Genomic DNA, 12,224 nt, shown 5'->3' with positions numbered 1-12,224 from the left:
ATGATGTCTGAGCTGGATTTTGATTTAGACCATCTGGACTTTGCTGAAGCGGAACAAAATGTAGAGCGCCAGCAGCAAGCCGAACTTAGCCGTGCTGAGGCGCCACAATATGGTGATGATGACGATGAATGCAGTGGCGGTGCCTGCAAAATTTAGTCTGGGCGGGCTGCTGTAACGGGCAGCTCAGCAGGTTTATGCCACAACTGACTTACCGCAATACACAGCACCCCTGCCAGCATCAGCAGTGAAAATGGCAGCGGGGTGCCGTTATAAAACAGTGCCAGCAACGGCCCTGCCAGTGCACCTATACCAAAGCGCAAAGTTCCTATTACCGCCGTTGCGGTACCGCTGTTATCCGGAAATTTCATCAGGATCATCGCATCAGCATTAGTGGCTATCAGGCTTAAACTGGCCATTAGCGGTGCTATCGACACTACGGTATATACCAGCTCGAACTGCCAGAAATTAAACAAAGTTAATGCGCTGGCACTGACAATGGCAACCGCCAGGCCGGCCCGCAGCATACTTTGTGGGCCAAGGCGGGTAACCAGACGGCTGTTTATCAGGTTTGCCAGCATTAGCATTAACACATTAAAGCCAAATAACAGGCTGAACAATTGCTCGTCTACACCAAAAAATTTGATATAAACAAAAGGCACAGCGGTTAAAAAGCAAAAGAATGAAAATGAGGCAAACATCGAAGTAGCGATATCCGGCCGGGCAGAAACCCGCGAAAATACCACTTTATAGCCAGCAAAAAACGCCAGCTTCTGTGGCGCACCGGCTGGTTTAATTTCCGGCAGATAACGCCAGCTAAGCAACAGTATCAGTAAGCCATATACCGCCAGTGTAACAAAAATCATCTGCCAATTTGCCAGCCACAATACGCCGCTGCCAATAGCCGGAGCAAGCAGCGGGGCCAGCATCATAATCATCGACACATACGACATACCTTTAGCAGTATGTTCCTGATAAATATGTCGTACTATACCCGGTACCACCACCGTAGCGGCCGCGCCAGATAAAGCCTGAATAGCGCGCCAGAATAAAAACCACTCAATAGTGCTAACTAAACTTAGTGCAATACTGGCCAGCACAAAGCCGGTTAATCCAAAAATAGCCAGTGGCCGGCGGCCAAAGTTGTCGGCCAGCGGGCCGCAAACCAGCATGCTGATGCCAAAAAACGCCAGGAAAATACTCAATGATTGCTGCACCATACCTATAGAGGTATTCAGTTGCTGCGCCATAATGGGCATGGCAGGCAGGTACATATCAATGGCCAGCGGCGTGGTGGCGACAACAGCTGCCAGTAAAATAATGATCCAGCCTGTGGGTTTATTTGACATAGGTTAAGGCTCTTAATGTGGCAGCGCACTATAATACGCGGTTTTGTTAGCCTCAGCTAATGTCACAGTGTGAAAATAGGTTAACAAATATGTCTGCGACCGGCATGGTCATTTGCTTTTCCCGACACAAAGCAGTGTAATGAGGGTATATCAGCTAACACTGTTGTACACCTATGAAGTTTGGCCAATATCTTATTGCGGTATCCATGCTACTGCCGGTTCATGTGACACAGGCTGCACAACCGTTGCGTTTTGGCTTGCACTTATCCGCACCCTGGTCATTTTATAATGAACAAGGTGAACCAGACGGCTTTGAATACCGGTTGGTGTCACGCATTTTCAACGACGCTGGTTACAAGGTGGAATATGAGTTTTACAGTTACAATCGTTTGCTAAAACAATTTGCAGATAAAAAGCTCGATTGCGCCTCGCCGGTGGCGATAACTTACCCTGGCGCCAGCTATACCCAACCTTATTTGCCATTTCAGGACGTGGCTATCAGCCGTAAGGAGGCAAACTTAACAATCGATACGTTGCAGGATCTTAGTGACAAGCGTATTGCTGCTTATCAGCAAGCCCGGCAGGTGTTGGGTGCCGATTTTCAACACGCTGTCAGCACGGCGGGTTATCTGGAATTAGCCGAGCGGGAATTACAACTGGAGCTATTGTTCAGTAACAGGGTTGATGTGGTGGTGGGGGAGCGACGTGTTTTGCTTCATTTAGCCGCGAAATTGGCGCCGCATATAAGCTTAAGTATTTATCCGTTATTTGATGCACATGATTATCCGGCGGCGTGCTGGCAGCTGGAGCATGTCACATTGTTTAACCGAGGTCTGCAGCAACTGGCGCAAAGTGGCGAATTAGCAAAAATGCTGCAGTGGCACGATCCTGTTGTTGCAGTTGGAACAAAATAGCTTAACAGGGGGGATTGCGTTTATACTGGTGATATTAAGCAGGTCAGGATATTACGATGAAAAAAAACAAAATAATTACTACAGATGAAATACTACTGACATTGTGTCAGTCGGTAACTAAGGTACTGTCCGGTGCTGGCAATCATAATGTCGCTTATTCGCCGATGGTGCAGAAAATTCAAAAAACCTGCTTGCGGCCGGATCTGGGCTGCTTTGTGCTGTTTGACGGAGGCTTCTCCGGCCTGGTGATCATTAATTTCACGGCTCAGGCGGCAATGGAGATTTATAAAAAGTATTTAATGAGCATGGGCATGCCGGAAAGCGAACTGGCCCAGTTTCATACCTCTGATGAAGTAGGTAATGTAATGGGCGAACTGATGAACCAGATCGTTGGCGACTTTACCAACACAGTACGCTATGACCTGCAAACGTCAATTAATCAGAGCCAGCCAAAAATGATGGCGATTAATAAGCAGGTGCAAATTTTAATTAATACCCAGCTTGACCAGCCACAGGCACGCCGGGTTACTTTTAGTACGCCAGAGCATAATATTTTTTATCTGGAATTGGCGATGGATAAAACTGAGTTTATTCAGTTGCATGAGTTTGAAAAAGCCGAGCAGGAACACCCGGACGACATTCTGGCCAATGCGCAGCAATATACACCGGAAAACACCGTTAGTGCCTCAGCTGAAGTGGATGATGATTTTCTGAAAACACTGGGCTTATAACAGGCGCTGCAGCTTAGTTATCACGGCGCTGAGGTGTTGCTTTGCCGCAGCGGCAGGCGCAGACAAAAACGGGCACCACCGAGGGTAGCAGACTCACTTACGCTGATGCTGCCCTGATGCCACTGCATAATACGCTGCACTATTGCCAACCCCAGGCCAAAGCCGCCACCTTGCTTATTACGGCTGGCTTCGAGGCGGAAAAATGGTTTTAGTATTTCTTCACGCATGGCCTGCGGAATACCGGGGCCGTCATCTTCAATATCAATATGCCAATGATTTTGCTGCTGTTGCAACGTTAATGTAATGCGCTGCTGAGCATACTTTTTGGCGTTAACCAGCACATTTTGCAGTGCCCGCTCCAGATAATGGCCATCGCCAAACAAAAGAGCCTGCTGTGGCATAATTAAACTGATCGTTGCGCCAGGCAGCGGCGACAGTTTTTCGTTCAGGTTGGCAATTAATTCGGTCAGGTTTATTTGCTGCAGTTGTAGTGGCAACTGGCCTGTTTCCAGCCGGGCATAATCAAGAATTTCATCGACCAGCTGCTGTAGTTCACGCACGTCTTCACACATCAGCCGGCGTTCGTCTTCCGGTAGCTGGGTTGCCATTTCCAGCGCAAAATTCAGCCGCGCAATGGGCGTGCGTAGCTCATGCGATACGGCATGGGTCATTTCACGCTGCAGGTTCAGCAAATCGCGGATTTGCAGGCTCATCTGGCGGAAGCTTTGTGCTATTGGGGCAATAAAAGAATGCGCCGGTACGGCGATGGTACTGTCGCTGTTGCTGGCAAACTGCTTCAGGCTTAGCTGCAGGGTGCGGATATCACGTGCCACCGGCCACAACCACAGTGCTACTGCTACGGCTAGCAATACAAAAAACAGCAGTGTAAACCAGGTGGCTCCTTCCTGTTGAATAAGTGGCAGCGGGCCAAATCGCCATAGCTGTTGGGCGTGCTGATAGTAAAAATACACGCTGTTGGCTTCAAACAAGGTAACAATGTCGCCTTGTTGCAATAACTGCTGTTCTTCGGGCAACCAGCTGATGCTATCCGGGCCCAGCTCAGTGTAAGGCAGGCTGAGAATGCTTTGCCATTGCGCCGTGGGTTGTTGTAACTGCTGCTGCAACAACTGGGTGTAGCTGCTAAGCCAGGGCGGGGCGGTGTCGGGTTGCCATTGCTGCCACAGTTGTTCTACTGCCCAGCCAATGCCAAGCAACACCAGAAACAGAAACAGGTAAAAATGCCAGAATAACCTTTGCATACTCAGTGCCAGGCATCTGCGACAAATAAATAGCCTTTGCCCCATACGGTTTTAATACGAAACGGCGTTTCGGCGTTGTCGCCCAGCTTACGGCGTAAATGCGAAATCCGTACATCGACGGTACGGTCAAGGCCGTCGTATTCACGGCCAATGATCTGCTGATGAATAGCTTCGCGTTTTACGGTCTGGCCGGCATGTTTGGCCAGCATCCAGAGCAAATCAAATTCATAGCTGGTGAGTTCTACACGCTCGTTGTCGTACCAGGCTTCACGGGCACGTTGTTTTAGCATTAAACGGCCAAACTGCAGCTCTTGCTGCTCGGTTTTAGCTGTGCTTTGGCTGCGCCGCAGCAAGGCGTTAATACGGGCGACCAGCACGCGCGGCTCTACCGGTTTCACCACATAATCATCGGCGCCCAGCTCCAGCCCCAGCACCTGATCAATATCACTTTGTTTCGCCGTTAACATTAACACCGGGCCTTTGTACCAGGGGCGGATCTGGCGGCAAACACCAAAGCCGTCCAGGCCCGGCAGCATCAGGTCCAGTACTATCAGGTCGGGCTGAAACTGGCGGCAATGCTCTGCTACAGCGTCGCCCTGGCTTTGTTGCTGCACGGTAAAACCGTGTTGGGTTAAAAAGCTCTGCACCAAAGAGGCCAGGCGGGCATCGTCTTCTACTAACAATATTTTGGCCATCAGAAAATACTCCATGGGCTGGCAATCCGGCGCCGCATTGGTCTGCGGCTTAACACTTTCAGTTCTGTTTGTAGCAATACCGTATTATTGCTAGTACGCAGGCTAAGTTCGGTATTTTGCCATGACAGCGGTTGCTGCCATTGGCCTGTTGTGGTGTCTTGCCAGCACTGAATAAGTTGCTCAGCCAGAAACAGGCAAGGGCTGAGCTTTTGCTCGCTGTACCACTGCACTTGCAAGTCAGTTTGGCAGGGTTGATTGGCATGTTCGGTAACACAAATTTGTGGTTTTACGTTCCAGCATAGCGCAGCCGCACAGGAGGCGGGTGCAGCCTGTGGTGCAGTGACTCCGTTCAGTGCCAGTAACAACCAGAAACCGTGCATTAATAAAACCGGTAACTCACGCCTAAAAACCAGGTTGTTACATTATCAGACCGCACCAGCGGGCTTTGGGTCATAGCATCATCCAGATGAAGGTAGCGTACAAAAGCCAGTACAGAGACACGTTCCGATACGGGCTTTTGCCAACTTAAACGCAGCTCAGGCTGCCAGCTTGGCCTGCCATCGTAGCGCGGCAGATAAAACGGCTCATTATTATCAATGCCATAATAAGTATCAATCAGTTTGGCGCTTTTCCAGTGTAGTTTGGCACTGGCTTGCCACAGGCCGCTATTTAGCTGCCAGCCGCGGCCAACACTGATACTGGCATGCTGGCCTTTATAAGTGTTGCTAACGTCTTGCCACAGTATGGCTTGAGCCTGCCAAACGTCATTAAACCAGTCTAGCTGCACGCCTAAATCGAAGGCGGTTGGCCGTTTACTGACCTGGCGTACAGAAACGGCCTGGGCGCTGCGCTCTTCGGCATAGCTAGGCCCTACTATCATCGAGGTATGATTAAACTGCATCAGGTTGCCACCAAACCATTTTTGGAAGTAGCCTTTTTCCTGATTAAACTGGCCCAGTACACTTAACTGCCAGTTGTCTGACAACGCCAGACTGCTGCCAAGTTTGCCATTGTCAAAAAACCAGTAGCGGCCGTAATAGTAAATATCCGGCAGGATAACCAGCGGCAGCTCTTCGCCACCGTGCAGAGGGTTGCTGCGCTGGCCATAGCCCAACGCCCAGCTCATATGCAGCCGTTGCTCTTCCACGCACTGGGCACCCTGGGCGCACACTGGCGCGGTCTCGGCTTTCACCTGCCAGCTTAGCAGCAATAAAAGTATGATCAGGTAGCGCAATCTTCACCTTAGCTCAGAGGTTAGTTTACAGATATTTTTACCCTGTCAGTTTAGCAAGTTGTGCGGCCAGACATAAGCCAACATAACAATGTTTCACAATTCGCTTCACTAAGTCTGGCTTTCGCCGGGCGGCAATAAAGTGATCTAAACTCACCCGTTCAGGTATAAAACGAGTGTGGCGCAAGATGTAAATTGAATCCCCTGCCAATTCACTTTATGATAATGCCACAATAATTCTAAGATACCGGTAGTTGCTGCGGCGGGCGGCCGGTGTTGATAAGCGTAGTAATATCGCTGTCATAGCAGAGCGTTTTGATGAGAGACAAAGCTACTTCGTTCGACATTGCTTATATGGCTGGAGTATCGCAGTCCACGGTATCGCGGGCGCTACGAAACAGCCCTCAGGTTAATAAAGAAACGCGCGAGAAAGTGCAGGCGATTGCACGGCAACTAAATTACAAAGTAGATAAAAACGCCAGTAACCTGCGCCAGCAGCGCAGCAGTACGTTGGCTTTACTGTTATTTGAAGACCCCACCACCGACGAATCGCTGATTAATCCGTTTTTTTTATCTATGCTTGGCAGCATCACCCGCGCCTGCGCCAAACGCAGCCAGGACTTACTGGTGTCTTTTCAGCAATTAAGTGACGACTGGCACGCCGACTACGAAGACAGCAATAAAGCCGACGGCATTATTCTGCTTGGTTATGGCGACTATAAAGATTACGAAGAAAAACTGCATAAATTACTGGCACAGGAAACCCATTTTGTCTGTTGGGGCGCTGAAGTGCTGGGCCATCCGGAGTTTACGCTACGCAGTAATAACCGCGAGGGTGGCCGCCTGGCCGGTGAGCATTTGCTGGCTACCGGGCATAAGAAATTTGCCTTTGTTGGCAATGCCTCTGAAGGCAGCCCGGAATTTAGCGCGCGTTATCTGGGTTTTATTGATGCGTTAAACAAAGCCGGTATCAGTGCCACTCAAGTGCCTCACTTTGATGCTATTTCTACTGAAAGCGCGGGTGATAAGGCAACCGAGCAATTACTGGCTGCAGGCCATCAGGTTGATGCCATTTTCTGCGCCAGCGATCTTATCGCTATTGGCGTTATGCGCTGCCTGAAACGGCGCAACTTAAGGGTGCCGGAAGATATTGCTGTAATGGGCTTTGACGATATCCCCGTGGCGTCTTTTGCTACCCCGGCCCTTAGCACTATTCAGCAAGACACCACCCAGGCCGGTGAGCTGCTAGTAAATAACCTGCTGCAACTGATTAATAACCAGCCAATCACTGTAAGCCAGATTGAACCCAAGTTAATTATCCGCCAGTCTTGCGGCTTTAACCGCACTACCTGACAAGCCAGCAGTAGCTGGCAACTACTGTGGTTTGTTTACCTGCCCATAACCTTGCTTACGTCGCTGCTGCTTTGTGTTAATATCCTGCGCCAGAATATTGGTTTAAACAGGGACGAGTATCAGTGCGTTTATCTTCACTTCATTTTTTGCTGTTGTTTTGCCTGCAATTAGCTGTGCCGGTGATGGCCAGCCAAACCTTAGCCGACCGCATGTTGGATGTGCGCAAGGTAGAAGGCGTTGATGTGTATTACAACCTTAGCAACGGCCTGTCACTGCAAGGCGAGTACCGCTTAGTGCGCGATAGCCAGGGTTATACACTGGCCACTTTCGAGCAAGGTCTGGTGCAAGGCAACTGGCAGGTGTTCGATCAGCGCAATCAGCGCGTCTTAAGCGGCCACTATCAGGCCGGGCGCCAACATGGTGAATGGCAGTACTTTGGTGTTGATGGCAGTGTGGAGCAAATTGAGCATTATGATGCCGGTGTTGCCAGCGGCCTGTGGCAGCGTTTTAACAGCCAGCAGCAAGTGATCGAAACTACGCAATTTGAGCGTGGCGAAAAAACCAACGTCAGCCGTTTTTATGACAATGGCAAGATACGCAGTGTCGAAACCTATCAGGACAGCCTGCGCCATGGCGTGTGGCAAACCTTCCACCTTAACGGCGAAGTGGCCGAGCAATGGACCTACGCTAACAACCAGCTCACCGGGTTATACCAAAGCAAAAACGAGCAGGGCACGGTATTGCTGCAGGGCGAATACGATGCGCAGGGCCAGCAACACGGACAGTGGCTGCAGTTTTATGCCGCCGATGTGGTGGAAGTTAAAGTGCAGTACCTCAATGGTAAGCGCCATGGCTTAACTGAGCAATTCAGTACTGACGGCACTCTGGTGCGTCAGTGCAATTATCAGCAGGGTGAGCAGCACGGTGAATGCCGCGAGTTTTACCCCAATGGTCAGCTGATGAGTGTATTGTTATTTAAACAAGGCAAGCAGCATGGTGAGCAGCAGTGGTTCAGTGACCAAGGACAACTACTGCAGAAACAACGGTATATCGACGGCATGTTCGCTGGTGAACAACTGCATTATCACAGCAATGGCGAGTTGTCGAAACGCATTACCTACCACACGACAGAACGCAATGCGAATGGCCAGTTTCCGCTGCATGGTGCCAATGAAACCTATCAGGAAAATGGCCTGCCATATGATTTGTCCAACTTTGTGCTGGGTGAACGCGACGGCGTGCATAAGCGCTTTATCGACGACAAGCTGGTAGAAGAGTCGTATTACAAAGCCGGTAAACGCCATGGCCTGAGCAAAACGTTTTACTCCTCAGGTGAACCGCGTGAGCACAACACCTATGCCGACGGCCAGCTAAGCGGACCCTTTAAAAGCTGGCATATGAATGGCAACTTACGTGAAGAAGGCGAGCGCAAAGACGGCCAACTGACCGGGCGCTACCAGAGCTTTTACGACACCGGCAAAGCGCAAAAGCTGGAACACTATGCCAGCGAGAAAAAGCCTACAGAGCACAAGTTTGCCCAGGTAGGTAAATACCAGCAGTGGTTGGCAAACGGTGATCTGGCCCAGGAAGGTAGCTACGCCGACAACAAGCGTCATGGCAACTGGATTAGCTATCAGCAGGGCGAAAAAAGCCGCGAGCAGGAGTTTGTTAACGGCAAAGCCGAAGGCCGGTTTATTGATTATTATCAGGGGCGGCGCCGCACCAGTGGTTATTACTTAAATAACCAGAAAACCGGCGAATGGATTGAATACTATTATCAGGCAGACGATCCAACTTACGGTTTTATTCCGGAAGGCACCATCAGGTATAAAACACAGTGGCAGGACAACAAACAGCACGGTAAAGCCGAGTTTTATACGGCCAAAAATATCCTGCATAAAGTTGAGCATTGGGATAAGGGCGTAAAAAGCGGTGACTATCAGGAGTTTTATGTTAGCAACGGCGAACCTAAACTGGCCGGCAACATGCAAAAAGGCGAGTGGTTTGGTTTGTGGCAAGCCTGGTATGAAGATGGCACTCTGGCCCAGGCGGTACATTACGATGCCAGCCGTAAACATGGTTTAGCACAGGAATACTACGACAACGGCCAGCTAAAAAGCGAAATTGAATACGAGTATGACAAACCACATGGCCGGTACCAGCTATTTCATTTAAACGGCCGGCCACAGCAAAAAGAAAGCTATGTTAAAGGCTTAAAAGAGGGCAAAGCTGAATACTTCCACCCTAATGGTAAACCATTGCAGCAGGGCGATTACCTGCGTGATCGTAAAGAAGGCGAGTGGTTGGAATATTGGCCCAATGGTCAGGTGCGTTCTCAGGGCAGTTATATCAGCAACCGCCCGTCAGGCGACTGGCAGTACTTTGATCAACACGGCAAATTAATTAAAACTGAGCATAAAGGCTAATTAAGAACAGCTGCTGCCGGCAATGGCAGCAGCTGATTGCTTTATAGTTTTAGTTCAATTCTATTGTAATAATAATTGTTATCATTTACACTTCGCGGCCTGTTTAATTCGTCCTGCTATACAGGTTGTAATATGAAGTTCTGTCTTTCTGCTGTCAGTTTATTCTGCTCTATGGCATTTTCTGCTACCACCCAGGCCGATACTGCACCGGCTAATACTTCTGCTACCGCACTTGAACATATTGAAGTTAAAGGCCGTGCTCAAACGCTGTACCGGGTTGACTCGTCTAATCTGGGCACCCGTACCGATACGCCACTGGATGAAGTGCCGCAAAATATTCAGGTATTGCCCGAAGCATTGATCCGCGATCAGGCCGCACGGCAAATTACTGATCTTTACCGCAGTATGAGCGGTGTCAGCGCTTTTAGCTACTCGGGCGTGACCTTTCGTGGCTTTCGCCAGGACGAAATTTTATACGACGGTGTGCGCGGCGACCCGTTTAACGGCTTTGCGGTACCACAGCTATTTAACGTAGCAGAAATTCAGGTGCTAAAAGGCGCAGCTGGCGCCCTGTATGGCAGCATGGCTCCTGGCGGCCTGATTAACTACAGTACGAAAAAACCAACTGCCGTGGCCGAGCGGCAGCTAAAAGTGGGCCTGGGGAACGACAGTTTTTACAGCGGCTCGCTGGAGCTAAGTGGACCGTTAACCGATGATGCAGCCCAGCGTTACCGCGCCGGTATTTACAAAGACAGCGAAAAACCATTTCGGCAAAACACCGATGTAGAAAACCAGATCATCGATTTAGGTTATGCCATTGACCTGACACAAGACACCACGCTGACACTGCAATATACCGATGTAGAGCAAGACTACGGCGGCGCCCGCCTGCGTGGCGTAGTTACCGATGCAGCCGGTAACTTTCTGGCTGACCGTAGCTGGAACCATAACGAAAGCAGTGATTTTCAGCTATTAACCGCCGAAGTGTATCAGGCCAGGTTAGAGCATCAGGTTAGCAGCCAGTGGAGCACCGATATTACCGTGCGTGGCTACCAGAACCAGGAGCTGCAAAACTACCATGAGCCGTTTTGCAGTTTTGATACCGATGGTGATGGCGTTATTGATTATTGCGCCCGACAGTTTCGCGACCAAAACCGCGAGAATGATTCTGTCAGTGTGACCTGGAATAATATTGTCGAGCTAAGCAGTGGTGATATTAATCATACCTTGCTGATCGGGGCTGACTACCTGCAGCAGGATTCGTTTTTCTCCGGCCGCAATGCCCAACCGCTTGAAAGCGGTGGTGTGGTGCCCGGCCTGAGCCTGGTTAACCCGCAATACGGTTTAACCAGCGGTGCTGATTATAACCTTGACGCCTTAACACCAAACATTACCGATACCGAAACCGTGCGTAAGGGCCTTTACCTGCAGGATCAGTTAACGCTATCGGACAACTGGAACCTGCTGCTGGGCCTGCGCTGGGACAGCTTTGAAGACACCGACAAGCGTGATGGCAGCAAAGTATCGGGTAACGATACGTCGTGGCGGCTGGGTACCACTTATCAGCTAACCGACTATGCCCGTGGTTATCTGGTTGCTGCTACCGGCTTTGTGCCGCAGGCGGCAGCGTCGCAGGCAGCGGCAGTGGGCGGGCCGTTCGAGCCGGAAACGTCGCGTTTATATGAAGCCGGCGTGCGTTTTTCGCTGCTAAACGATAGCGTGCGGCTTAATACCGCCGTGTACGAAATTACCCGGAAGAATATTCTGCAGGCTGATCCGCGCGGTGATGTGGCTAACGATGGCCAGGATGATTTACTGGCGCTGGGCGAAGTGCGTAGCCGTGGCTTTGAGTTGGATGTGTTAGGCGATTTAACCGACAACTGGGTAATGAACCTGAGTTACGCCTACAACGATACCCGGGTAGTACAGGACAACGACGGCATTACCAATGCGTTTAACGGCCGCTTTGCCAATGCGCCACAGCATCAGTTAGGGTTGTGGAGCCGCTATGAACTGCCGGCGCTGCATTCCTCTTTTGCCGCCGGGGTTGACTACGTCGGCGAGCAACAAAGTATTGGCGGCCAGGTGGTAAAAGCTTACACGGTGTTTGATATCAGCTGGCAAACCGAATGGCAAAGCTGGTTGGTGCAATTGAATGTGAAAAACCTGTTTGATAAGACCTATGCTACCAGTGGCTTTATTAACCGTACCGGGCATTTTCCGGGCGAGCCACGCCGGGTTTATCTGACGACCACTTACCAGTTTTAAT

11 protein-coding genes are annotated in these 12,224 nt (G+C 50.2%); 6 read left to right on the top strand and 5 right to left on the bottom strand.

The genetic code is table 11. From position 1 onward, the window contains the following. Nucleotides 1-3: 3 nt before the first annotated feature. Nucleotides 4-156 carry a hypothetical protein gene (locus MJX74_RS01305; protein ID WP_240220153.1) on the top strand — a complete coding sequence of 51 codons (153 nt, stop codon included), beginning with the start codon at nucleotides 4-6 and terminating at the stop codon, nucleotides 154-156. On the opposite strand, the gene MJX74_RS01300 is transcribed toward MJX74_RS01305, so the two are convergent. Then, nucleotides 153-1,346: a Bcr/CflA family efflux MFS transporter gene (locus MJX74_RS01300; RefSeq protein ID WP_240220152.1), complete on the bottom strand. Its 1,194-nt coding sequence runs from the start codon at nucleotides 1,344-1,346 to the stop codon at nucleotides 153-155. The two genes, MJX74_RS01305 and MJX74_RS01300, sit on opposite strands and share 4 nt — an antisense overlap. Before the next feature lie 173 nt (nucleotides 1,347-1,519). On the opposite strand from MJX74_RS01300, the gene MJX74_RS01295 reads away from it, so the two are divergent. Both MJX74_RS01295 and MJX74_RS01290 read left to right on the top strand, forming a co-directional pair. Then, nucleotides 1,520-2,260 carry a substrate-binding periplasmic protein gene (locus MJX74_RS01295; RefSeq protein WP_240220151.1) on the top strand — a complete coding sequence of 247 codons (741 nt, stop codon included), beginning with the start codon at nucleotides 1,520-1,522 and terminating at the stop codon, nucleotides 2,258-2,260. Nucleotides 2,261-2,316: 56 nt separating this feature from the next. After that, on the top strand, nucleotides 2,317-2,991 hold the full coding sequence (locus tag MJX74_RS01290) for a DUF3334 family protein (RefSeq protein WP_240220150.1): 675 nt from the start codon (nucleotides 2,317-2,319) through the stop codon (nucleotides 2,989-2,991). A gap of 20 nt (nucleotides 2,992-3,011) precedes the next feature. Here MJX74_RS01290 and MJX74_RS01285 read toward each other — a convergent pair whose 3' ends face one another. From MJX74_RS01285 to MJX74_RS01270, 4 genes are read right to left on the bottom strand one after another with little or no spacing between them, the layout of a single operon-like run. Next, nucleotides 3,012-4,250 (bottom strand): ATP-binding protein, encoded by a 1,239-nt coding sequence (locus MJX74_RS01285; RefSeq protein WP_240220149.1) that lies wholly within the window; start codon nucleotides 4,248-4,250, stop codon nucleotides 3,012-3,014. 2 nt (nucleotides 4,251-4,252) lie between these two features. Next, the gene (locus MJX74_RS01280; RefSeq protein WP_275692632.1) at nucleotides 4,253-4,945 is read right to left on the bottom strand and encodes a response regulator; all 693 of its coding nucleotides are present in this window, start codon (nucleotides 4,943-4,945) and stop codon (nucleotides 4,253-4,255) included. Beyond that, nucleotides 4,945-5,325: a DUF3019 domain-containing protein gene (locus MJX74_RS01275; protein WP_240220146.1), complete on the bottom strand. Its 381-nt coding sequence runs from the start codon at nucleotides 5,323-5,325 to the stop codon at nucleotides 4,945-4,947. The genes MJX74_RS01280 and MJX74_RS01275 overlap by 1 nt, the downstream gene beginning before the upstream one ends. Continuing rightward, nucleotides 5,325-6,179 (bottom strand): MipA/OmpV family protein, encoded by an 855-nt coding sequence (locus tag MJX74_RS01270; RefSeq protein WP_240220144.1) that lies wholly within the window; start codon nucleotides 6,177-6,179, stop codon nucleotides 5,325-5,327. Before MJX74_RS01270 ends, MJX74_RS01275 begins: the two co-directional genes overlap by 1 nt. Nucleotides 6,180-6,494: 315 nt before the next feature. Between MJX74_RS01270 and MJX74_RS01265 the strand changes: the two genes are divergently transcribed. The 3 genes from MJX74_RS01265 to MJX74_RS01255 all read left to right on the top strand — a co-directional run bounded on the left by MJX74_RS01265 (nucleotide 6,495) and on the right by MJX74_RS01255 (nucleotide 12,223). Continuing rightward, a complete protein-coding gene (locus MJX74_RS01265) occupies nucleotides 6,495-7,529 on the top strand; it encodes a LacI family DNA-binding transcriptional regulator (RefSeq protein WP_240220142.1) in 1,035 nt (344 codons plus the stop codon). 122 nt (nucleotides 7,530-7,651) lie between these two features. Then, nucleotides 7,652-9,955, top strand: a complete 2,304-nt coding sequence (locus tag MJX74_RS01260; RefSeq protein ID WP_240220140.1) for a toxin-antitoxin system YwqK family antitoxin — start codon at nucleotides 7,652-7,654, stop codon at nucleotides 9,953-9,955. Between the two features lie 132 nt (nucleotides 9,956-10,087). Further along, nucleotides 10,088-12,223, top strand: coding sequence for a TonB-dependent siderophore receptor (locus tag MJX74_RS01255; protein WP_240220138.1), 2,136 nt, complete (start codon nucleotides 10,088-10,090; stop codon nucleotides 12,221-12,223). Nucleotide 12,224 lies beyond the last annotated feature (1 nt).

It is taken from the genome of Rheinheimera hassiensis (assembly GCF_022436675.1).
Classification (GTDB): domain Bacteria; phylum Pseudomonadota; class Gammaproteobacteria; order Enterobacterales; family Alteromonadaceae; genus Alishewanella; species Alishewanella hassiensis.
This window is presented reverse-complemented; position numbering and strand designations above follow the sequence as displayed.